The organism is Candidatus Nitrosotalea sinensis (assembly GCF_900143675.1).
In the GTDB taxonomy this organism is placed as follows: Archaea; Thermoproteota; Nitrososphaeria; order Nitrososphaerales; family Nitrosopumilaceae; genus Nitrosotalea; species Nitrosotalea sinensis.
This window is the reverse complement of record NZ_FRFC01000004.1, coordinates 260,503-284,249: the sequence shown is the minus strand read 5'-3', so window position 1 is coordinate 284,249 and position 23,747 is coordinate 260,503. Positions and strand designations below refer to the sequence as shown.

Sequence of the window (23,747 nt, the reverse complement as noted above, 5' to 3'; positions counted from 1 at the left end):
ATACCGACAAATGTTACTGAAACAAATGCCACTTTGCCAATAATTGAAATCCCCTCCGCAACTACGTCGATGAATTTTAGCAATACTTTGAATGCATCTGATGTGATTGGCCGTGCAGAAATATCACAAACTGGAATAAATGGAACGTCTCTTGCATTGAGTGGAAAGGGACTTGTATCTCAAAACGTAACCTCAATTAACAAGGTTCAAGAACTCACAATATCCGCCTGGGTAAAGCCTGATTATTCGCAAGGATCACGAGACTTTACAGTTCTAAGTAAAGAACGAGCATTTTCGCTAGTGATTCATCACACGGTTCCGCCTGTAAGGATTGCAGTATTCTCTATTTTTGATGGCGTTACATGGCATTCGGTGGAATCCAAAAGTCAGATCCCATCTAGGTGGACACACCTGGGGGCCACATTTAATGGAACTGCGATTTCAATATATGTGAACGGCAACAAAGAATCTAGTCTGCCTGTTAATGCATCCATATATGGAATTTATGGTGGACTACAGACAAAAACAATTGAATCTATTGGATCAAATGCAGATGTTCTGATTGGGGGACAGCAAGATCACTTGGGAATAGATACTGACATTAAAAATTTGTTTTCTGGTAAAATAGATCAAGTATCATTGTACAATTCAACACTAAATGAGGAACAGATGTCTGCAATATATGAAAAACCAAGTGATTTGTACAAGATTGAGGATATTCCTATCAAACCACATACTATTATGCAGAAGACCAGTTATTTGATAACTGAAAAACCTGAATTAAAATTTGAGTATCTTGATAACGCAGCTCTTCAAAATGCCAAAATTCATTTAAAGAAATCTACAGAGCCAATGCAATTTTCAAAATGGATTGCTCCTAATGAAACAATAACTACAGATGTTTTTGATCCAACTGGAAAAAAAATTGATGTGAAATCTGAGTTTAAAAAATTACAAGAAGGTACATTTGATATTGTGCTTGATTCCATACGGGATGGAAAGGCTGGTCTTTATAAAATAAAAATAACTATGATCAAGGGCAGTCATACATACATCACAGAATCCACATATCGCTGGGGTCTGGTGTCATTAAACACTGATAAGAGCATATACAGGCCTGGACAGACTGCAAATCTTACAACTGTTGTGCTTGACAATGATGGTCATTCTGTTTGTAATGCTGATGTGACAATTAACATAGTAGACCCACAAGGACATACAACAGTACTATCATCTGAAAACGGAATAATTAAAAATTCAGAATGTGGATTGTATGATTCTACATATACTCCAAACTATGAAGGAAACTACACTGTAAGCATAACTGCACAAAATCCATCTGGTACAGCTAGTTTTAACACATCATTTTTGGCACAAAACAGTTTCCCTTTTGATATAACACGAACTGCACAAAGCAAAATTAATCCTGTAGACTATCCTAATCTTTTTGATGTAAAAATTGATCTTTCATCATTTATAAATCAAAATGAAGCCGTCATACAAGAATCTGTACCATCTGTATTTAATGTGACAACTGATGCTAATGTGCAGATAGTTGGAAATACCAAAATTCTAACATGGACCAAGGATCTAATTGGAAACAAGACCTCAGTACAGTACACGTATTCAGTTCCACTGCAATATCCTATGTTGTATGCTCTAGGTCCTGCTCGAATTACTTATGGCACGCAGATATTCACTGAGGCAAGACCATGGTTTGTAGCAAATGATCCTCCGACATCTATGACTCCTGCAACAGCAGCTTTTGTTAATACTGCTGCAACGTCGGTAATAGTTAGGCCAGATGCTACCATGGGATCAAACCAAGCTCTAGTAGTGGCTATGGTGGAAAAAACTTCTACCCGCGGAGTTCTGTACATGAACTTTACAGGAGGAACATGTGGTACTGGAAAAGGTACGTCACTTACAAGTGCTAATGTCACTGGAGCGGCTGCGTTCAATAGTGGTGATAGTAGAATGGAAATGTTTGTACAATTACTCAATTCCACTGCAAAATCACATGCACTTACTGTGTGTGGTCAACTAACAGGAGCTCCTGCATCAAGATGGGCAATATTTGCAACTATTGTACATGGTGTTAATGACACAAACTATATCGGACACAGTGCATCAAACAGCACAACTCTATCAACTGCAACCGTTCAGCTACACCTAGACAATCAGAGCAATAGCTTAATCATGGGTGCCGCAATACAGGGGCTATCTGGAACTGCCATAACTACAAATGCCCCAGGTGAAACAATCATACAAGCTATTAGGGGAGGTCCACAAGCAGTAGCATCTGCTTTTGCAAACAAAACATCTGATACTACTGGATTTATGAAATTTACAGGAGGTGCCGCTACTGGATGGTCAGCAGGTGCAGTTGAGATACTTGGATATAATATTGTACCTGAAGATTCGTTATCCATCACTGATACACTGACTAAAAAAATATCAAAACAATTGACTGATTCTATCCAGTTATCTGACTCTGTAGCTAAATCGGCAACACTGTCACATCAATTCTCTGATAGTATTGGGTTAAACGATACGATAACTAGAACTGTAACACTGTCACATCAATTCTCTGATAGTGTTGGGTTACATGATGCATTCTTGGCAATGAAGATGCTCTCTGTATCGCTTACAGGCGATTCACTTGGACTTGTAGATACACTTGGCAAAACTATCCATCTCACACGACCACAATCTGACTCTATAGGACTCACAGACAATATCGTTAGAACTATCAATCTCACACGACCACAATCTGACTCTGTAGGACTCACAGACAATCTCAACAGGGTTATCAATCTCACACGACCGCACTCTGATTCTGTAGGATTTGCAGACAATCTCAACAGAGTTGCCACTCTCACACGACCACAATCTGATTCTGTAGGATTTGTAGATACACTAGTTGTAATGAAAACACTCTTTGCAACACTCACAGGAGATTCTGTAGGGTTTACAGACAATCTCAACAAAGTTGCCAATCTCACACGACCACAATCTGACTCTGTAGGACTCACAGACAATATCGTTAGAACTATCAATCTCACACGACCACAATCTGACTCTGTTGGACTCACAGACAATCTCAACAGAGTTGCCACTCTCACACGATCACAATCTGATTCTGTAGGATTTGTAGATACACTAGTTGTAATGAAAACACTCTTTGCAACACTCACAGGAGATTCTGTAGGGTTTACAGACAATCTCAACAAAGTTGCCAATCTCACACGACCACAATCTGACTCTGTAGGACTCAACGACACATTCACAAAGATTACAACACTATCGCGTCACTTTGATGACTCTGCTGGACTGGTTGACACAATAAGATTAACCAAGATTGGCCCTGATCAATATGCTGTACCTGATAATCAAACTCAGGTAGTGGTCAATTCAACCAAGCCTCATCTGGTAGTAACAAATTCTAGTGCTGCACTTTCATCTATTATAATCCCATCAAATGTAACAACTACCACGCTAAGCTATTCCCACATTGTATCTTCTGGAACAGTACACTTGCTGCATACTCTTAATATAACAAAGGATACAAATGCGGACAACAAACCTGAGATAATAGTTACAATTCCTGCCGTCACTGATATACACAACCCTGCATGGGATGGAATTTTACAATTGCCAACCAACCAATCATCTTCTCCTGTAATTCCTACTCCTCAAGGCCAAATTGCAACTAAAAAGACCGAGATTGGACTAGGATCTTCACTTCCACTAACATTTAACAACGCAACACGCATTCTGTTTGTAGGCCAAGCAGGATCACATGTTGGATTTTTCTATACTCCTACATCTGTAACTGAAATCACTCAAACATGTTCAGCAGACAACCAAAATATTGCCAATGCTCTTCCAGCAGGAGGAAATTGCAAGATAACAGTTGGTTCCAACTTGGTAGTATGGACAAAGCACTTTACAGGATTTGTGACCTGGACGCTATCCTTTATTCCTCCTTCTCCTCAGATTCCAACATCTAGTGGTGGTTATGGTACTGGAGTCATAACCAGTGGCATGCTAGGTGGTGGCACTAGTGGAGTAGAAAGTGCAGCAGGCATGCTATCAACCGGTGTTACTCTCTATGATGTAACCTATGACATATGTGATAAACAAAATGTTCAATTCACAGTGGGTTCGCCAGATCAAACCATTCCATCAGTTAGATTTGCAACAGAAAGTGGCGTCGTAGATGCAAAGGTCTCATCACATCAACCTTATGCTGGATTGTATGGTTTGGTAAAGCAAAATGTAATTTCATATGATGCCTCATTGAAACCTGGAACTAAGACGTTTAACATGCTAGTGGTACCAGGAAACGGAACTGGCTATGTAACTGCTAAAGTTGATGTAACAAAATGCAAACAAACTGTCACTTTTGCACCAATTCCAATAATTGGTCAATACAGTCCTGATGTACCAAAGATATTTGATGTAAAACTCCAGATAGGAAACGAAACAAAAATTCCTGCATCTGAAACACAGGACAAGTATGTTTCAAACCAAAATGTGACATTACATGGCCTAGTTTATAGTCCTGTACGACTTAATCATGTGGAAATCAGGACTGTGAAAATTGGAGATAATGCATCAAACTATTCTTCAATAAATGCAACTATTAGACCAATGCAGATCTCTAATACCTATGTTGTATCTGCAACACTGCCTAGGGAATATCTTGTTTCCCCTGCTGTAAACTATTGGGTTTATGCTAAAAACATAGAAGGTTTCGAGTCTGAATCTGACCAGTATTCTGTTGGTGTATCTCCGGGCTATGATGTATCAGGTGGGATAGGTTTTGTAATGCCACAAAATGTACCTGCTGGCTTGACTCAAAGTCCACAAGTGTATTTCACAAATAACGCAACAGGTGTACTGTATGGAACTATTTCGCTGGTTGTAGATGGTAAACAAGTATCTCAATTTACTGATCATGTGTTTAATAGAGGAACATCTGTTATGGAATTAAACTGGGATGTGCCAAAGACCAATGACACTGCAACTCATACTGTACAAGCTATTGCATCATTCTATGGACATGAAATAAAATCTGACAAGGCAGAAATCCATTCCTATACACCTACCAGAGTGATTTCCGTAGGCCATCCAAGTTCTATATCTCCAATTGTTGGTGATCAAGGAAATACAGTAGCTACTCCAAAATCAATTTATTCATCATTTGTGTCTGATAATGCTACAAAATTCCATGTTGTCTCACCAGGTGGATTATGTGTAATAGGAGAATCAACAGAATGTCTTGTTGATGAATCTACCATTACAAAAACTGGAAGATATTCTAGTATCACAGTTGATGGTCAATCATATAGTGTATATTATTCTGGAGCAGATAGTCCTCTTCAACGATTCACGATAACTTCACCCGAGTCTATAGTTGGAGATTGGAAAATTACTCTAGAAAAGAATGGAATTGAACAAAAAGATCTTGAAGATGCAACATTATTGAAAATAAAATTTAGTGCTGTAGAAAAACAATTCTTGATCTCATTACCATAAAACACTAAAATCAAAATTTGTTATCTTGTGAACACAGTTTTTTACATTTTACTGCTTCATTGGTATTGTAAACAAGTCTTCTTTTGCAACCCCTTTCCATAGTCCTATCATGCCTTCTGGCTTGACTGGTTCTACTTTTGTTATTTTTTGGATCTTTATATGATCCGGAGTGGGCGGCATCCAAAGCATTGCCATGTAATCTCCAACAGTTCCTACTGTATCTGGTTTGGCAGAAAAGATTTTTTCTTTTTTAAATCCGTTTGCAACAAGCAAATCTGTTGCACTTGCTTCTAAATCTCTTCTACCGTGTGTAAACAGATAAACTGATTTTGTTGTATCTACTTGAATCATTAACATACATCCAGATTGTGCTTTAATGAATATTTCTAAAATCAATCTTGGATTATATAGTACATAATCAAAGCCGAAGATGTTGGTCAATATTTTGATTGTAGGTTCTGGTGGAAGAGAACATGCACTTGGATGGAAGATCGCGCAAAGCCCTAATGTCAAACAAATCTATTATGCTCCGGGAAATGGGGGCACTGCAAACAATGTGGATATCTCTTCTGATGATATTACAGGTCTTGCTAAATTTGCACAAGAGAAAAATTGTGTAACAATTGTCGGCCCTGAAGTTCCTCTCTCAAATGGTATAGTAGATGAATTTGTGAAAAGAGGTCTTCGCATATTTGGGCCTACAAAAGATGCTGCTAGGATTGAATCCAGCAAAATATGGGCGAAAAATTTCATGAAACGAAATGGAATACTTACAGCCCGATTTGAGGTATTTGATGAACCCAAAAAGGCAATAAAATTTGCCAATTCTGTAGATTTTCCCCTGGTGGTAAAAGCAGACGGGCTTGCAGCAGGAAAAGGAGTCATTGTTTGCAATAATTCCTCTGAGGCAGTTAGTGCCATTGAACAAATGCTAATTCAAAAAAATTTTGGTAATGCCGGATCAAAAATAATACTTGAAGAACGAATTGATGGAGTAGAAGCATCATTTATTGCAATATCTGATGGGATTACTGCATATCCCATGGCTACAAGCCAAGATCATAAACGAATCTATGATGGTGACAAGGGGCCAAACACTGGAGGGATGGGTACATACTCTCCTACTCCTGTAATTGATGCCAAACTTGAAGATGAGATACAAAAAAACGTAATTGAGAAAACAATATCATCGATGAAAAATGAAGGCATAACTTTCAAGGGTTTTCTATATGCCGGCATAATGGTAAAAGATGGAAAACCGTATGTTCTAGAATTTAATGCTAGGATGGGAGATCCTGAATGCCAACCTATTATGATGCGCATGGACTCTGATCTTCTAGAGTACATCCAAGCAAGCATTGATGGAACCCTTTCATCATTGCCAAAAATGTCTTGGAAAAAACAGAGTGCAGTATGTGTTGTATTGGCGTCAAAAGGATATCCTGACTCGTACCAAAAAAATGAAGAGATCTCTGGCCTTGATGATGTCACTCCAAACTCCCAAGTGTTCCACTCGGGAACTGTAGAGAAAAATGGAAAAATACTTACAAATGGTGGTAGGGTTCTTGGAATAACTGCTATTGGCGAAACTCTTGAAAGTGCAATTGCAAACGCATACTTGAGAGCAAGTAAAATTTGTTGGCCGTCAAAATACTGCAGAACCGATATTGGCAAAAAAGGTCTTAATTGGCATAAATGAAAGGAGGGCTTTCCCTTTTTACTTGGCGTAAATAAAAAAGGAAAGCCCCCCTCCTACGCACAAAAAGTCACGCTGTCTACGTTATAGAATACGTTATGATTTGTTGGAAATTATTTAAGTGATACAAGTATTTTCTTTATTTGTTGAAAACATCCATCATATTTTTAATATCGATTTTACTCATAGGGATAGTTCTTCCACAATCCTTTGCATTAACCCAAGAAAGTGAAAAAATACTGAATAACTATCATAATTTTGAGACGACGGGATCTCCTCCTGCAACTTCTCAGCCATATTCCCCAAATAATTCTCCGCCAGAAACTAATGCAGTACCAGCTCCAAAGACAAATGTAATACCACCAACGACTTCACAACCTAGCAGTTCTTCTTATTCTAATGTGCAAAACAATTCTCCTAGCAACCCACCGCCAAATAGTCCATTCATCTGGGTAGGAATTATACTGATGTTTGTGGTTTTTGTGTTAGTAAAAATATTTCGAAGAGGTAGTACTAAAACTACTGGAGAGTACGCTAGAGCACCTGCCCCGAGAAGAAATTTTTCTAAAGACATACAGCATCAAACCTTGATGCGACAAGGTGGAAAATGTGCAATGTGTGGCGAATTTTCAAAAACATGGGATGCAGACCATAAAAATGGTGATAGATCTGACGATAGCCCGTATAATTGTCAGATGCTATGTCCTAATTGCCACACCTACAAAAGTAGAAGAAGTCAAATGGGATTGGATTGACTCTTAGGGGTAAAAGAAATCATTACAACGTAAAATTCCTCAAAGGTTATGGATTTTCAATCAAAGTAAAAGATTCAAAGATTGTTCTCAAGAATTGTTCCGACCCATTCAAAGAACCGGAAATCGAAGAATGGTATGTCAATAATATGCCGTATGAGAAAATTGTACTGAGTGGCAAAGGCTATGTCTCCACAGAGGCACTTGCTTTATTGTCTGAGCATAACAGGAATCTAATCTTGCTTGACGTTTACGGAAGACCAATTACATACTTGAATCCTGTAGTTGAATCCCTGACAAATACAAATTACAGGATTGGTCAGTATGATACGTTTCGTGACGAGTCTAAGCGAGATTACTTGTCAAGGCAGATTGTAAAGGCAAAACTTGATTCCCAGATCAACTTTCTAAAATCCACAAATAGATCTGAATTTGACGGATCCATTTCAAAACTTGAATCACTTAAAAATCAGATAGAATATGATACACCTATTCTACTTGAAAAAAATTCTGCAACGATATATTTCAAGGAATATCAAAAACTTATTCCAAAGAGGTTCGAGTTTCACTCTAGGAATAATGTGTCCCTTACTACATCCAAGAGAAATGCAACAGATGTTATCAATGCGTTACTAAATTACGGTTATACGGTTCTAGCAGGTGAGATTTCCAAGTTCATAAACGGCATGGGACTTGATGCATACTATGGATTTTATCATAAAAATCAGTCAGGTTTTCAAATGTTGGTATATGACATCATGGAGCCTTTTAGGTGGCTGGTAGATTACTCGGTCTGGAAGATAGCCGAGTCAGATGCCAAGGGGTATAGGATTAATCTTAAAGACTATGCTAGGACTAGGGAAGGCTTGGTCGTCATGGATTATTCTTTGGTAAAACGGTTTTTGGAGTTGCTTGACAGGACGTTTAGGAAAGAGAGAAGGTATGATTTTAGCCGTGGAAAAAAGACTTTAGACGGTTTGAAGAGTGTTCAGGAAATTACGATAGCCAAGATTGCAGTATCTCATCTTGCAGATTTTTGTATTGGTGAGAAATCTATTTTTTCAATTTAGATTTTAATTTCGTCAGTTCATTTTCTAATGTTGACACTCTTTTTTCTAATTTGTCAACTCTCCTATCGTCAACATCTGCTCTTTTTTCCAATTTTGAGTCTCCTTTCTTGTTGTTGCTCATGTTGTTTGTTGGTAAGTTTTGCCATGAACCATCTAAATTCGCCATGAAATTAAGGATTTAGACAGTTTCATGCCAGTTTTCAGGTAGTTTTTTGGATATTTCTGCCACTTTTTTGCCAGTTTAAAATCATGCCTGAATTACGACTTTTTTGACATCATTTCGGCTATTATCGTTGATTTGGGATTTGTCATCTTGTTTCTCATCACCGAAATCAAAGTCTGTATGACCAGTTAATCCCAATTCAATACAGGCTTCAACAAAATCATTGATACTACAACCAATTTTGTTACATTGTTCACGCAAATTTTCATGCATTTGCGGTTTAATTCTTGCTGAAACAGTTCGTGACATTTGTTTACAGCTGTTTACTAGGGTTTGCAGATTATTAAACACAGATTATGACGAATAGATTATCACTGTATTTGTATTTGCTTTCCTATGGGGGGATATGTTTTGAAACATCTACTAGTATCACTTTTATCATAATTGCATCCTTTGATATGTTTGATTTTCTTTATTGCTTCTTTTTCTGTGTTATCTTGTCCTGCAACCCAACAGATCATACAAACTGCAGACCAATTAGGCACAGAGTCAATTTTTGGTGGAAGCCCGAGAAATTTTCTATATTTATAGACCTGTGATTTTTGTTCATCTTTCTTTTCTTCAAGAGCAATAATTTTCAAATCTTCAATCAACATCTTCATTTCATTAATGTATTTAGAAAGTAGTCTTGTTTCTTTAAATCTGAGTTGATAATACTTGAAACCATGTTTTAACATACTTTCAGCCATACTCAAGCCATTTTGATCAGATACTATATTATTATGCCAACTAAAATTCGTTAATCTTGATAAGAGTTCATCGAGTTGTCCATGTTGGAAAAAATCATCCATCTGTTTTTCTGTTAGTTCATCAGAATCCAAAACAATCTTGAAAGTATTGAAAGCTTTAGAAATCTCTTTTCCTATTCTCTTTGTGTACTCTGATTTATTGAAGTCCTTAGGTAATTTATCGAATTGTGAGGTTAGAAAAAGATACGCTTGAGGAGATAACAAATGTTGTGATTCCATACTAGAGTTATAACTCTAGTTGTTATTAAATACTAAGGTATATCATAGCCATGGTTAGTACCAAAAGAGCCACAAAAGGTTCACAAAAAGCCAACCATGATTCTCCAGTAATTATGGACTTTGGCACTCGAAAGATAAGCAATCAGAATTTTTCTAAAATGATTGCTCTTCCGAAAACAGCATTAGCAAATTGCAGTCCAAATGAGATTGCACAAGTTAATGTAAAACTGGTTCAGGACAAGGGAGAAAAGTACATCAAACTTACTCCAGTTTGTCAGACAGAAAAGGAAATTGAGAAATGAGCGAAACTGAATTTCCACCATTTTTGAAATGGGGCAGTTATCCCTCCAAAGACAAGGAAAATCCGGACATCCTAGTGGTTGAAGTTTTAGAAACTGAAACCTTTGAGACTGAATTTTCTACCAACATAAGAGCAAATGTAGACGGAATCGAAATGAATATTCCGCTACATAATTTTGAATCAAAGAACAACCAGCTCTTGAAGAAATTTCTTGAAGCGAAAAAGAAAGGAAAAATCCAAGTAGGAAAAGAATTCAAGATCAAGACTTGGAAAGAGCAACATCCAAAGAAGATGACCTTCGAAATAAGAAGATACGAGTTAGTTTTCTAACTCTATCTTTTCTTTTTTGGTGAACATCATGGTTTCATTTGATAAAGACAAACTTGCAGAACAGATTGAATCATTAAAGAAACTTCCGCAGATTAAAGAAGTAAAAGCATTAAGGCAAAGATTAGAAAAGGAACTTGGAAGATTTGAAGAAAAGAAAATCATACGTGTAAAACCCATTGTTCAATCAGCGAATCTGTCAAGATCATCTAAACTCAAAAAATATCACCGATATCTTAGGATGATTCGTGATAACTTTCCTAATCTAAAATATTCAGATATTAGAAAACAGTTCTCTGAGAGAAGAAAAGGACAGGAATCAGACATTCCAGATGTGATATGGCAGAACCCTTCGCCATAAGCGACTACAAGAATCTAGGCACGATTAACACCAAAATCTTCCAAGATCGTAGCCTAGCCGTATCTGATTTACGCCCAATTTACGCACTAGATACAGAGACCTACAAGGGAGATGTCTTTCTCATAGCCGATTCTGATGGCAGATACCTAGACCAAATCAGCCCAGAGGCAGTAATCAAGTTCCTATTTCACAAAAAATATCAAAACTCATGGAACTTTTTCTATAATATCACCTATGATGCAGAAGTCATCTTGAAATTATTAGGCAGAGAATTAAACAACTACAAGAAAACAAGAAAATTAGAATTCAGATTTCAAGATTACAAAATAGAATACATTCCAAACAAGAAACTGGCAATTAGAAAAGGTCATCACAGTACAGTATTTTTTGATATTGCCCAATTCTATCATGCTAGTCTTAAAGATGCATATCAGAAAAACATTGGGCAATTACAAAAAGAATACTTGGAAATAAAACAAAAAAGAAATGGTTTTTCAAGTTGGTTTTACAAAAACAATAGAAATAAAATCAGAAACTATTGCATTCAAGATTGCATCTTAACAAAACAGTTGGCAGAAAAATGGATTAAACTGTTCCACAATGCATTTGGTTTCTATCCAATGCGATGGGTTTCATCAGGATATTTGGCAGAAAAAGTTTTGGTAAACAATCAAATCGATATTCCAAGATTTGATTCGATCCCTTATGAAATACAAAAATTAGCATTTCAATCATATTTTGGCGGAAGATTTGAAATACTGAAACGTGGCTTTATTGGAACTGCATTCCAGTATGATGTCAATTCTGCATACCCTAACGCGCTAGCACAGATTCCAAATCTATCCAAAGGAGATTGGATACAACAAAAATCAATTCATCCTGATGCAAAACTAGGATTTTTTCGTATAATTGCAAACATTCCAGATTTGAAATATGTTCCGCCTTTTCCTTTTAGAAAGAATCACAGTATCATTTTTCCATCAGGCAAGTTTGAGACGTGTGTAACTTTGGCAGAATTACTAGCCTGTAATAATCCAAAATACTACAAGATCTTAGAGTCTTACCAGTTCATACCTAGTTCTGACGAGTATCCATACAGGGAATTTATAGAACAACTATACCAAAAACGCCTTACTCTCAAGGCAGAGGATAACCCGTTACAACTACCCATCAAGACCGTAATGAACAGCATCTACGGAAAGACAGGTCAAAAGACCAACCGAAGAATAGGAAATCTGTTCAATCCTGTTCTGTTTGCTACAATTACAGGTATTGCAAGGGCTCAACTGTATAGATTTGTCATGGAAAATAATCTCGAAAGAGATGTAGTTTCCTTTGCTACTGATTCGATCTGTGTTACAAAAAGACTAGATATTGATTCTGATAAAATAGGTGAATTTTCTTTTGATGATTCTGCAAGCGATGTATTTGTTTTACAAAATGGAATCAACCGTTTCAATGGAAAGTGGAAACAAAGAGGACTAGGAAAACTGCAAGACCGAGATATTGAACACTTGGAGACGATTATCAAGAAAGGAAAGATGTATTTGAAATTCAAAGTGTTACGAAGTTCTAGGTTAAGATCATCAATACTTCAAGACAAGTTATCTGAAATTGGTAGAATTAAGACGTTTGAAAAGGAAGTGAATTTGAACGCAGACAAGAAACGATTTTGGTTAGGAGAGATTGAAAGTATAGATTCTAGAATCATGAATGAATCAACACCAATATCGTTAAATCATTTTATAAAAGAAACATTGTGATTGAAAGAAGAAAAAAGACCAGTAATTGATGATACCAGATCGAATGATGATCCCGCAATCGGACCTCCCATAATGTTCACAAATCCACATATTAGAAAGATGTTTAATTTTGTTAATGCATCTAATGATGATGTATTTTATGATCTTGGATCTGGCTGGGCTCAGAATATAATTATTGGAATTACTGAATTCAATTTAAAAAAGTGTATTGGAATTGAATCAGACGAAGATAGATACCAAAATTCGATCAGACGTCTGAAGAAATATAAAATTCCAAAAAATAGAGCAAAAATAATTCATGGCAAATTTGAAGACCTTTTTGAAAATAAAATAAAAGGAGTTAATCTAAAAGAAGCAACTATCATTTTCTATGGTTTGGAAACTACCGGAATTTTTACAAAATTAAAAAAAAATATCCGTGATGGTTGTAAACTTGTGTATTATAACAAATGCCTTTTTCCCGAAATTAAAGCAAATGATTCAGATTATCCGTTCTATGTGTCGATTTCCCCTTTTGATAAACCTCTATCTGCATATGATTGGCTATCTTCAATAATTAAAAAAGAAAAATCCTCAATTAATAAAAACAAAAAACCTGCCATGTCAGAGTTATGGAATGAATTCTTTCATGATTTCGATGTTGAAGATGACAGAGATTTAGCTGAAGACTATCGTGATCGATTGAAAAAAATCTTCTCCAACAAATCATAACGTATTCTATAACGTAGACAGCGTGACTTTTTGTGCGTAGGAGGGGGGCTTTCCTTTTTTACTTGGCGTAAATAACAGAGTCTTCTGTTACTATGCAATCCATCTTTATATCGTGATCATCATGAGGAAATGATTTCAGTATGTGTTTTGCATATGCTAATCCTATCTTCTTTGATTTCTTTCCGTGCAGGTATCTATCGTAAAATCCAAAACCATATCCTAGTCTGTATCCGTCTCTTGTTAATGCAATTGCTGGTACTAGTATGACGTCAAGTTTTTTCACAGTTTCACACTTTTCTTTTGGCTCCATTACTGAAAAACTACCCATCTCCAGATCTGACATGCTGGTAATTTTTTTAAAAATTATATCGTTTTTTTCTACACGTGGTAACGCCACTTCTTTTCCCTGATTGAAAAATTCCTGTATCAACTCATGTGTCTGAACTTCACTTCCTATGGAATAGTACACGCCAATAGATGTTGATTGCCTGTAAAAATCAATTTTCCGTAGATTGTCACGTATCTTACTGCTTGCAATTTTTATAAAATCAAGCGAAAGTGAATCTCTTGCATCCAAAATCTGCTTACGTAGTCTGGATTTTTCAACTGGATTGGACAAATTCTTTACTAATTGATGCAGCTGTTACGGTGTTTTTTAAAAGCATCGCTATTGTCATTGGTCCTACTCCTCCTGGAACAGGTGTAACATATGATGCCTTTTTGATGACATTCTCATAGTCTACGTCTCCTACCAATTTTCCATCTAACCTTGCTGTCCCAACATCTATCACAACTGCTCCTTCTTTTACCATGTCTTCAGTTAGAATGAATTTCTGCCTATTCCCAATTGCCGTTACTATAATGTCTGAATTAAGGCAATATTCTTTGAGGTTTCTTGTTTTAGAGTGACAAGTAGTCACAGTAGCATTTTTTTCTAGCATCATATTGTAGAGGGGTTTGCCCACTAGATTGCTTCTGTTTATTATTGTCACATTTTTTCCTTCTAATGGTATCTTATAATATTCAAATAATTCCATTATTCCTGAAGGTGTACAAGGCTTGAGAATTCCTCTGCCTGTTGTCAGCAATCCTATGTTGTGCGGTGTTAATCCATCTACATCTTTCAATGGGGAAATTCTAGAAGTTGTTGTAAACTCATCTAATTGACCTGGAAGCGGAAGTTGCACTAGAATTCCATGAACTGAATCATCATTATTTAATAAATTCACAAGAGAGTTCATTTCCTTTTGGGAAAATTCTGAAGGAAGCTTGTGATCCTTTGTTGTAATTCCTACATCTGCGCATGCTTTTTGCTTGTTTCTAACATATGTAGCAGATGCTGGATCATCTCCGACTAGAACAGTGGCAAGACATGGTATTATTCCATTCTCTGCTAACTCTTTTACAGCTGATTTGACTCGCTCCTTTACTGATGCAGATACTACAATTCCGTCTATTTTTTGACCTGTCAAGCAAATTTGAATATTTTTTTGGATATTTAATCTTTGGAATAAATAATATAAATTCCGTTAAAATCAATAAGAGCCAATCCTTGTTATTTAGTATTGAAAATTGCTTTTGACACTAACAAATATGTGGACAAAATCACAAAAAATTCTAATACATACTTTCATACTTTCATAAATCATGATAATCTAGCTGCTGGCATTCTAAGGCTATCTCCTGGTGAAAAAGACACTCAAACTCCTCATGATAGTGATGAAGTATATTATGTTGTAAAAGGTGACGGATTTATTATGATTGATGACAAAAATTATCCTGTTTCTCCAGGCATGTCATATTATGTAGAAAAAAACATTCCTCATAGATTTCATGGCAATACAACAGATCTTGTTGTAATGTATTTTTTTGGTGGGCCAGATACCTAGGATATTGTTGTTTTTCTTCCTGTTATCTTGATCTTTCCGTTGGCAAAAAGTTTCACTGCTTCTGGGTATATCTTGTGCTCTTGTCGTAGAATTTTTTTTGTTATTGTATCTTCTGTATCATTATCTTCTATTTTTATTACTGATTGTAATATTATTGGACCGGTATCCATTCCTTCATCTACAAAATGAACTGTACATCCTGAATATTTCACTCCGTATTCAAAAGCCTGCCTCTGAGAATGCAATCCTGGAAATGAAGGCAAAATTGCCGGATGTATGTTCATTATTCTTCCTTTGTATTGTCGTATGAACTCTGGGCTGATTATTCTCATAAAACCTGCAAGACATATCAGGCCATTTTGCGGCGTTACTTTGTATTTCTTGAGTATGCCTACAATTTTAGAATCATATTCCCAATTGCCGCCTTTGAGACCGTTGCTTTCTACTATTTCTGTACTTAAACCTAATTTCCGTGCTATTGCCAGTCCTTTTGCATTTGGATTGTTGGAAATAACAACAGTGGGTTCTATTGGGATGTTATTCTTTCTAACTGATTTTAGAATGTATTCCATGTTGCTACCTCTTCCGGAGATCAGAATCGCAAGTTTTAGCATGCTTTGATCTTGATACTATATGAATAAACACTTTACTAATTAGAAAATCAGATGATCGATTTACTATGTGTTAGGCTATGGTAGGTGAATCTTGCAATTTATATCTCATATTGTATTGAGAATCGAAAGTGATTTCCAAGATACAAATGACATCAAATGGAATTCTTGTTACACGTAATGGTGCAAAGATCAATCTTGATCCAAAGCGCGGAGTACAAAACGAGATTAATTTTGTATCGCATGCTCATTTAGATCATCTTCACAACCAACGTGGACAAAGTGTGCTTATTGCATCAAAACAAACTAGTGAAATTGCAAAACTGAGGGGGTATGTTATTGAAAACTATGTTGAAAATTATGAGAATTTTACAATGATTGACGCTGGACACATTCTTGGTGCAAAGGGTCTCCTAGTTGATGATCTTTTCTATACTGGTGACATATCTATTAGAGATCGTGGCTTTATGAAAGGCGCCAAAGTGCCAAAATGTAAAACCTTGATAACTGAATGTACGTTTGGAATGCCAGAGTATGTCTTTCCAAGCATTCCTGATACTGTAAAAAGAGTCAATGAAATCATATCTGAGTTATATGGTAGAGGAAAGCCTGTCATCTTACTTGGTTACGAGCTTGGAAAAGCGCAAATACTGTCATACTTGTTTTCTCACTGGCAGCCATACTATCATGATTCTGTTAAAAAAGTAAATGACTTGTATCGTAGTTTTGGAATACCACTGAACGAATCTATTGGGCACACTGAGGCTGAATCTATGGGACTGCTTGAAAAAAAGCCATGGTTAATGATTGCGCCTAATCTGAGTGGAAGAAACGTGTTTATCAAACACATGAAGTCCAAATATGATGCAATAACAATTGGTTTTAGCGGGTGGGCACAATCTTCCAGGTTCTCATTTGCACGTGGCCATGATTATTCAATACCATTAAGTGATCATTGTGACTATGATGAACTGATAAACATGATAGAACAATGCAATCCTGAAAAAATCTATACGGTACACGGATTTGTAGATGAATTTGCTTCAGATCTTGTCAAGAGGGGATATGATGCACAACCTCTACGAGAAGGCTCTATTGATGCGTATCTCTAATTGATTTTATTTTATCCAACATTTTGGTGTATTCTGTTCCTGATTATGTTGTAATTCCACTAGTTTGTAAACTTGCGAATTGCGCTATTGTATGAAACTCCAAATCGGTGTGCTTCATCTCTTGCATGCTGCAGAATTTTGAGTGCTTGGCTATTTCGTGGCAAACTGATTGGTTTTATCTGATCTGGATGGTAGATTTCCTCATTTTCTTTTGCAAGGGAAATACACGGTATGTCTACTCCTATTGCATATAACGCATCAAGTGCGGCATTTAGCTGTCCTCTACCACCATCAATCAGTACCATGTCAGGCATTTCTGATTTTTCTTCCTTGAGTTTGAGGTAACGTCGCTTTACAATCTCATTTATCATAGCAAAATCGTCCTGTCCTTGAACTGACTTTATTCTGAATTTTCTATATCCTGACTTTTGTGGTTTTCCTTCTACCATGCATGACATGGAACCTACTGCATAATCTCTGCCATGGTTTGAAATGTCAAAACATTCTATTTTGTTTGGAACGTTCTTCAGATTTAATATCTCTTGAAGCTCAATTAATGCAGGATCTACTCCTTTTGTAGCAATCAACAATAAATTCTTCATAATTAAATTGATAATCTCGCGCCTTTTTCCAGATGTGGGCGATATTATGCTTACATTTGTACCTGCTTCTCGTGATAGAACTTCTTCCAAAATCTCTTTTTTATCTGGTATCTCATTTACTATGACAAATCTTGGAATAGAATTTGTGGAATAGTATTGTGACAGAAAACTTGAAAATGAATTGTCGCCAACCAAATCAAAAGAAAATTTGTTCCTGTCCTTTATTACACCATTTGAGAGTTTGAAACTCATGATGTATGCTGTTTGATCTTTTATTTTTATTCCAAAATATTCTTCATTTGAGCCAATTTTTGTAGACTCCATCTTCTGTTTGATTTGGAGATTGCCCAATCTTTGCAATGTTTCATGTATTTCTTTTGCCTTTTCATATTGCATGTTCTCTGATGCTTGTTTCATTTCGTTTTCTAACGTGCGAGTAAATTCTCCTAATTTTTGTTTGCCCCTTAGAATTGATTCTAGATCTGCTACATGCTTGTTGTAATCTTGTCTAGCCTGCTCAAATTGGCACGGTGCCTCACAGTTTCCCAAGTGATATTCAAGACATGCTTCTTTTGGCAGTTTTTTACATATTCTTATCTTGAATGTTTTACGAAGAAGGCCTATTGATAACATCTTTGAGCTTCCGTGTGTAAATGGGCCGTAAACCCTGCCTCCGCCTAAAAATTGACCGGTCCTTGTCCTCCTTGCAACCATAAGGCGAGGAAATTCCTCATTTGTTATCCTAAGGTACGTGTATCTTTGCTGATCTTTAAGTTCAATGTTGTATGGTGGTCTGTATCTTTTTATCATATTTGCCTCCAATAGAAATGCCTCTTCTTCATTATCTGTCAAGACAAATTCTATATCTGAAATTTTTTCGACCAGTTTCTGTGTTTTATAATTCTGATTTTTCAAAAAATACGATTTGACACGATTTTTTAGATTTTTTGCTTTTCCTATGTATAGTATTGTATCTGCCTTGTCTTTCATAATGTAGATTCCAGGATGAGATGGAATCGAAATTTTTGTTATGTCAAGAATCATTTTTTATAATGTGCTTCAAGTATTGTCCGGTATAACTTAGAGGATTGTGTGAGATCTGCTCTGGAGTTCCCGTTGCTACAACAGTGCCTCCACCATCTCCCCCTTCTGGACCAAGATCAATTATCCAATCTGAATTTTTTATTACGTCCATATTGTGTTCTATTATGATTATTGTATTTCCTAGGTCTACTAGTCTGTTTAATACCTCCAATAGTTTCTGCACATCTGCAAAATGAAGTCCTGTGGTAGGCTCATCTAAGATGTAGACTGTTCTTCCAGTATCTCGTTTTGAGAGTTCTGATGCAAGTTTTACACGTTGAGCTTCACCACCAGATAGTGTAGTTGCGGCCTGGCCAAGCTTGATGTATCCCAGACCTACATCTGATATAGTCTTGAGCTTTCTCTGAATGGATGGTATGTTTATAAAAAATTCCAAAGCCTCATCAACAGTCATTGCAAGAACGTCTGAAATGTTCTTGTCCTTGTAGTGAACAGCAAGTGTTTCAGAGTTGTAGCGTTTTCCTTTACACTCATCGCATATGACATATACATCTGATAGGAACTGCATCTCTATCTTTTTGACCCCGTCACCCTCACAGGCAAAACATCTCCCGTCTGCCACATTAAATGAAAATTGGCCTGGTGTGTAGCCTCTTTCCTTTGAAAGCTCAGTTCCTGCGTATAATTCTCTTATTGGTGTAAATGCGCCTATGTATGTGGCAGGATTTGAACGCGGTGTTCGTCCTATTGGGGACTGATCTATGCCTATGACTTTGTCTATCTCGTCCATTCCGCTTATTCCCTTGTGTCTTCCAGGCCTGTCAGTAGAACCATAAATCTCCGCTGCAAGTGCTTTGTACAATATGTCGTTTACAAGTGTAGATTTACCAGAACCGGATACTCCTGTTATTGTAACCATCATTCCTAGTGGAAATTCTACATCGATATTTCTGAGATTGTTCTCTGTTGCTCCTTTGAGAACAAGTTTGCTCTTTTGCTCATGTCTTTTTTTTGCCAATTTTATTGCATTGTGATCTCTTAGATATTTTCCTGTAATTGATTTGTCACTTTTCAAAATGTCGTTTATTGTGCCCTCAAAAACTACATTTCCTCCATGTATTCCAGCATCTGGGCCAAGATCAATTATCCAATCTGAACTTCGCATTACTTCTTCATCATGTTCTACTACCAGTATGGTATTTCCAAGGTCGCGAAGTTTTGTAAGTGTCTTGATTAGTTTAGCATTGTCTCTTTGATGTAGACCAATGGTAGGCTCATCTAATACATACAACACTCCCGTGAGATTTGATCCTATCTGGGTAGCAAGTCGAATTCTTTGTGCTTCACCACCTGATAATGTAGAACTAACTCTGTTGAGTGTGAGATAGTTTAATCCAACATTTCTTAAAAATTCTAGTCTTGATAGAACTTCTTTTAGGATTGATTTGGCAATGTATCTTTCTGTTTCACTTAGCTGCAAGTTTTTGAAAAACTCGTAACATGAATCTATTGATAAATCACATACATCCATAATGGAAAGAGAATTTATAGAAACTGCAAGTGCCTCATCTTTTAATCTCCTTCCTTTGCATAAATTACAAGGAGTTTCTTGCATGAATTTGCTCAATTCTTCTCTTTTTGATTCAGAGTCTGTTTCTGCAAAATTTCTCTGTAGACTTGGTATTACTCCCTGAAAGTTATTTGTGTATTCCCATCGTGAATCAGTTGATTGGGACTCGTACGAGAATTTTACTGCCTCATTACTTCCATACAGAATTATTTGAATTTGTTTTGGCGTCATTTTGTTAATTGGGGTCATCAAGTCAAAACCATATTTTTTTCCAACATCTCGCAATGTCTGCCTTCTAAATGATGAAAATCTTCCAGACCATGGAACTATTGCACCATCTAATATTGACTTGGTCTTGTCTGGTATTAGCAAATCAGGATCAAATTCCATCTTTACTCCCAATCCGTGACATGTCTTACATGCTCCAAATGGAGAATTAAATGAGAATCCTCTTGGTTCCAATTCTCCAATAGATATTCCACAAAATGGACATGCATTGTTTTGCGAAAATATCTTTTCTTCAGTATCCACAACCATCACATCGCCTTTTCCTGCCTTTAATGCAGTCTGGATGGATTCATACAGTCTACTTTTTTCTTCCCATGATGCCTTGACCCTGTCAACAACTATCTCGATGTTGTGCCATTTTTGTTTGTCAAGTACTGGAAGCTCACCGTCTAATTCTATTATTTCTCCATCTATTCTAATTCTAGAGTATCCTTGTTTTTTTACTTGCTCAAAGAGTTTTTCATAAGTTCCCTTTTTCCTTCTTACAAGTGACGCTAGAATCAAAATTTTCTTTCCTTCTGATTCTTTTAGTATTGATTCACAGATTGATTCAACTGATTGATTTGATATCTTGCGGGCACATCTGGGACAATGGGGTACCCCTATCCTGGCATATAGTAATCTTAGATAATCATAAATCTCAGTTATAGTTCCAACTGTAGATCTAGGATTTTTGCTTGTAGTTTTTTGTTGTATTGATATTGCAGGTGAAAGCCCTTCAATTGAGTCAACATCTGGCTTGTTCATCATCTCAAGAAATTGTCGTGCATATGCTGAAAGAGATTCTACATATCTTCGCTGTCCTTCTGCATATATGGTATCAAATGCTAGTGTTGATTTCCCAGATCCTGACAGACCTGTAATTACTACTAGCTTATTCTTTGGAATGTCTACATTGATATTTTTCAAGTTGTGCTCTCTTGCACCGCGGATAATTAGTTTGTCAGTCATTTTGTAATTGTTTTTGTATTTTGGTTAATCTGTCTCTATATTCAATTGCGCGTTCAAAATCAAGATCTTCTGCATAGCGTTTCATGTTTGCCTCTATCTCTATTGCAAGTGCTTGGATATCGTGCTTTGACATGTGTTTTGTTTCATCTAAAACAACAGTCTGTTGTGGAATTGCTTTCACAATTGTAGTTGGTGTTATTCCCATCTTTTGATTGTATTCTATCTGCTTTGTTCTTCTTCTATCTGTTTCTGTCATTGCAAGTTTTATCGACTGGGTTATGGTGTCAGAATACATTATTACTGAGCCATCCTTGTTTCTTGCTGCTCTTCCAAATGTCTGAATCAAGCTTGTTATGTTCCTCAAAAACCCTTCCTTATCAGCGTCAAGTATTGCTACCAATGAGACCTCAGGTATGTCCAAACCCTCTCGTAGTAGATTTATGCCTACTAACACATCAAATTCTCCTAATCTGAGCTGCCTGATTATCTCAGTTCTCTGTAAATTTTCAATCTCTGAATGCAAGTATCTTACTTTTACCTTGTTTTTTGCTAAATATTCTGCAAGATCTTCTGCCATTCTTTTTGTTAATGTTGTAACCAATACTCGTTGGTCTTTCTCCACACGTTTTTTGATTTCTAGGATCAAATCATCCATTTGGTTTGTGGTTTTTCGTATTTCCACTGTAGGATCTACAAGTCCTGTTGGCCTGATTAGTTGTTCTACGATTTGAAAACTATTTTTTCTTTCATACTCCCCTGGCGTTGCAGATACAAAAATTGTGTTTTTGATATATTTTTCAAATTCTTCAAACTTGAGCGGTCTGTTGTCAAATGCACTTGGAAGTCTAAATCCATAGTCGATCAAAGATTTTTTTCTTGTATGATCCCCATTGTACATTCCATGAATCTGGGGCAATGTCACATGTGACTCGTCAATTACAAGGAGAAAATCTTCTCCAAAAAAATCTAAAAGACAAAATGGAGGTTCACCTGATTTTCTTCCATCAAAATGTCTTGAATAATTTTCGATTCCTGAACAATATCCTAATTCTTCTATCATCTCTAGGTCGTATTTTGTTCTCATCTCTAATCTCTGCCTTTCAAGCTCAGGCAGTTCTGATAATCTCTGTTTTAATTCATTTCTGATTGATTGTATTGCTGTTTTTCTTACATCTGCCGCAACTAGATAATGTTTTGCAGGATAAATTTTGATTTTTGATATTTGTTTTTTTTCTTTGAGTGAAACTGGATCACATATTGATATTTTTTCTACATCATCTCCAAATAGTGAAATCCTGACAATTGAATCTGAATATGCCGGTATGATGTCTATGGTGTCTCCTTTGATTCTGAATCTTCCTGCAAGTAATTCTGTGTCATTTCTGTCATATCTTGCATTTACTAGTTTTTTTATTAAAGAACTTCTCCCAATTTCAGCATCTTTTTCAATTGTGATTGCCATTGTTTCCCATTCACTTGGAGAACCTAGCGAGTAAATGCAAGAAACCGTGGCTATGATTATTGTAGGTTCTCCAGATAGAAGCATTGCAGTTGCTTCCAGTCTTAGTTTTTCTATCTTTTCATTTATTGCAGTATCTTTTTCAATATATGTATCAGTCTGTGGGATATAGCTTTCTGGTTGATAATAGTCGTAATACGATACAAAATAACCTACATTGTTTTTTGGAAAGAATTGTTTGAGCTCTGCGTAAAGCTGAGCAGCTAAAGTTTTGTTATGTGATATCACAAGTGTATTTTTTCCCGTCCTTGCAATTGCATTTGCAACTGTGAATGTCTTGCCGCTACCTGTAACTCCAAGTAGAGTCTGTATCTTCTTTTTTTGTATTCCTTGAATTAATTTTTCTATTGCCTCTGGTTGATCACCTGTAGGGCTAAAGTCTGATTCTAGTTCAAAACTTGGGTTTTTTAACAAGCGTTATGTTTTTCTCTTATTTCAAATTTAA

At 36.4% G+C, this 23,747-nt stretch carries 21 protein-coding genes; 11 read left to right on the top strand and 10 right to left on the bottom strand.

Annotation, left to right across the window (positions count from 1 at the left end):
- Nucleotides 1–69 precede the first annotated feature (69 nt).
- Nucleotides 70–5,544: a LamG-like jellyroll fold domain-containing protein gene (locus NSIN_RS07545; RefSeq protein WP_101010577.1), complete on the top strand. Its 5,475-nt coding sequence runs from the start codon at nucleotides 70–72 to the stop codon at nucleotides 5,542–5,544.
- Between the two features lie 48 nt (nucleotides 5,545–5,592).
- Here the strand turns inward: NSIN_RS07545 and NSIN_RS07540 are convergent, their stop codons facing one another.
- Nucleotides 5,593–5,895, bottom strand: a complete 303-nt coding sequence (locus NSIN_RS07540; protein WP_101010619.1) for a hypothetical protein — start codon at nucleotides 5,893–5,895, stop codon at nucleotides 5,593–5,595.
- A gap of 82 nt (nucleotides 5,896–5,977) precedes the next feature.
- On the opposite strand from NSIN_RS07540, the gene purD reads away from it, so the two are divergent.
- The 3 genes from purD (at nucleotide 5,978) to cas1 (ending at nucleotide 9,062) form a co-directional block, all read left to right on the top strand.
- Nucleotides 5,978–7,243: a phosphoribosylamine--glycine ligase gene (purD, locus tag NSIN_RS07535; RefSeq protein ID WP_101010618.1), complete on the top strand. Its 1,266-nt coding sequence runs from the start codon at nucleotides 5,978–5,980 to the stop codon at nucleotides 7,241–7,243.
- Between the two features lie 143 nt (nucleotides 7,244–7,386).
- Entirely contained in the window at nucleotides 7,387–7,995 is a 609-nt protein-coding gene (locus NSIN_RS07530; RefSeq protein WP_101010576.1) for an HNH endonuclease, read from the top strand.
- Nucleotides 7,992–9,062 (top strand): CRISPR-associated endonuclease Cas1, encoded by a 1,071-nt coding sequence (gene cas1 / locus NSIN_RS07525; RefSeq protein WP_101010575.1) that lies wholly within the window; start codon nucleotides 7,992–7,994, stop codon nucleotides 9,060–9,062. Before NSIN_RS07530 ends, cas1 begins: the two co-directional genes overlap by 4 nt.
- Here the strand turns inward: cas1 and NSIN_RS09535 are convergent.
- The 3 genes from NSIN_RS09535 to NSIN_RS07515 form a co-directional block, all read right to left on the bottom strand.
- Nucleotides 9,046–9,228, bottom strand: coding sequence for a hypothetical protein (locus tag NSIN_RS09535; protein WP_165775261.1), 183 nt, complete (start codon nucleotides 9,226–9,228; stop codon nucleotides 9,046–9,048). The two genes, cas1 and NSIN_RS09535, sit on opposite strands and share 17 nt — an antisense overlap.
- 81 nt (nucleotides 9,229–9,309) lie before the next feature.
- On the bottom strand, nucleotides 9,310–9,576 hold the full coding sequence (locus NSIN_RS07520) for a toxin-antitoxin system HicB family antitoxin (protein WP_281259599.1): 267 nt from the start codon (nucleotides 9,574–9,576) through the stop codon (nucleotides 9,310–9,312).
- A gap of 20 nt (nucleotides 9,577–9,596) precedes the next feature.
- Nucleotides 9,597–10,253 (bottom strand): hypothetical protein, encoded by a 657-nt coding sequence (locus tag NSIN_RS07515; RefSeq protein ID WP_101010574.1) that lies wholly within the window; start codon nucleotides 10,251–10,253, stop codon nucleotides 9,597–9,599.
- Nucleotides 10,254–10,303: 50 nt separating this feature from the next.
- Here NSIN_RS07515 and NSIN_RS07510 point away from each other — a divergent pair, with 50 nt between their 5' ends.
- The 5 genes from NSIN_RS07510 to NSIN_RS07490 are packed head-to-tail and all read left to right on the top strand — an operon-like array spanning nucleotide 10,304 to nucleotide 13,716.
- Nucleotides 10,304–10,555 (top strand): hypothetical protein, encoded by a 252-nt coding sequence (locus NSIN_RS07510; protein ID WP_245871941.1) that lies wholly within the window; start codon nucleotides 10,304–10,306, stop codon nucleotides 10,553–10,555.
- A complete protein-coding gene (locus NSIN_RS07505; RefSeq protein WP_101010573.1) occupies nucleotides 10,552–10,884 on the top strand; it encodes a hypothetical protein in 333 nt (110 codons plus the stop codon). The genes NSIN_RS07510 and NSIN_RS07505 overlap by 4 nt, the downstream gene beginning before the upstream one ends.
- A 28-nt stretch (nucleotides 10,885–10,912) precedes the next feature.
- Nucleotides 10,913–11,242 carry a hypothetical protein gene (locus tag NSIN_RS07500; RefSeq protein WP_101010572.1) on the top strand — a complete coding sequence of 110 codons (330 nt, stop codon included), beginning with the start codon at nucleotides 10,913–10,915 and terminating at the stop codon, nucleotides 11,240–11,242.
- Nucleotides 11,221–13,005: a DNA polymerase gene (locus NSIN_RS07495; protein ID WP_101010571.1), complete on the top strand. Its 1,785-nt coding sequence runs from the start codon at nucleotides 11,221–11,223 to the stop codon at nucleotides 13,003–13,005. The genes NSIN_RS07500 and NSIN_RS07495 overlap by 22 nt, the downstream gene beginning before the upstream one ends.
- A complete protein-coding gene (locus tag NSIN_RS07490) occupies nucleotides 13,006–13,716 on the top strand; it encodes a hypothetical protein (protein WP_101010570.1) in 711 nt (236 codons plus the stop codon).
- Nucleotides 13,717–13,774: 58 nt separating this feature from the next.
- Here NSIN_RS07490 and NSIN_RS07485 read toward each other — a convergent pair whose 3' ends face one another.
- Both NSIN_RS07485 and NSIN_RS07480 read right to left on the bottom strand, forming a co-directional pair.
- The gene (locus NSIN_RS07485) at nucleotides 13,775–14,335 is read right to left on the bottom strand and encodes a 5-formyltetrahydrofolate cyclo-ligase (protein WP_101010569.1); all 561 of its coding nucleotides are present in this window, start codon (nucleotides 14,333–14,335) and stop codon (nucleotides 13,775–13,777) included.
- On the bottom strand, nucleotides 14,319–15,188 hold the full coding sequence (locus NSIN_RS07480) for a bifunctional 5,10-methylenetetrahydrofolate dehydrogenase/5,10-methenyltetrahydrofolate cyclohydrolase (RefSeq protein WP_101010568.1): 870 nt from the start codon (nucleotides 15,186–15,188) through the stop codon (nucleotides 14,319–14,321). Before NSIN_RS07480 ends, NSIN_RS07485 begins: the two co-directional genes overlap by 17 nt.
- A 93-nt stretch (nucleotides 15,189–15,281) precedes the next feature.
- Here NSIN_RS07480 and NSIN_RS07475 point away from each other — a divergent pair, with 93 nt between their 5' ends.
- Nucleotides 15,282–15,605, top strand: a complete 324-nt coding sequence (locus tag NSIN_RS07475; protein WP_101010567.1) for a cupin domain-containing protein — start codon at nucleotides 15,282–15,284, stop codon at nucleotides 15,603–15,605.
- Here NSIN_RS07475 and purN read toward each other — a convergent pair.
- On the bottom strand, nucleotides 15,602–16,219 hold the full coding sequence (gene purN, locus NSIN_RS07470) for a phosphoribosylglycinamide formyltransferase (RefSeq protein ID WP_101010566.1): 618 nt from the start codon (nucleotides 16,217–16,219) through the stop codon (nucleotides 15,602–15,604). The genes NSIN_RS07475 and purN overlap by 4 nt on opposite strands.
- 128 nt (nucleotides 16,220–16,347) lie before the next feature.
- On the opposite strand from purN, the gene NSIN_RS07465 reads away from it, so the two are divergent.
- Nucleotides 16,348–17,328 (top strand): MBL fold metallo-hydrolase RNA specificity domain-containing protein, encoded by a 981-nt coding sequence (locus tag NSIN_RS07465; RefSeq protein ID WP_320410678.1) that lies wholly within the window; start codon nucleotides 16,348–16,350, stop codon nucleotides 17,326–17,328.
- A 59-nt stretch (nucleotides 17,329–17,387) separates the two neighbouring features.
- On the opposite strand, the gene uvrC is transcribed toward NSIN_RS07465, so the two are convergent.
- From uvrC to uvrB, 3 genes are read right to left on the bottom strand one after another with little or no spacing between them, the layout of a single operon-like run.
- The gene (gene uvrC / locus NSIN_RS07460; protein ID WP_101010564.1) at nucleotides 17,388–18,974 is read right to left on the bottom strand and encodes an excinuclease ABC subunit UvrC; all 1,587 of its coding nucleotides are present in this window, start codon (nucleotides 18,972–18,974) and stop codon (nucleotides 17,388–17,390) included.
- Complete coding sequence (gene uvrA / locus NSIN_RS07455) at nucleotides 18,964–21,783, bottom strand: excinuclease ABC subunit UvrA (protein ID WP_101010563.1); 2,820 nt, start codon at nucleotides 21,781–21,783, stop codon at nucleotides 18,964–18,966. The genes uvrC and uvrA overlap by 11 nt, the downstream gene beginning before the upstream one ends.
- On the bottom strand, nucleotides 21,776–23,716 hold the full coding sequence (gene uvrB / locus NSIN_RS07450; protein WP_101010562.1) for an excinuclease ABC subunit UvrB: 1,941 nt from the start codon (nucleotides 23,714–23,716) through the stop codon (nucleotides 21,776–21,778). Before uvrB ends, uvrA begins: the two co-directional genes overlap by 8 nt.
- Nucleotides 23,717–23,747 lie beyond the last annotated feature (31 nt).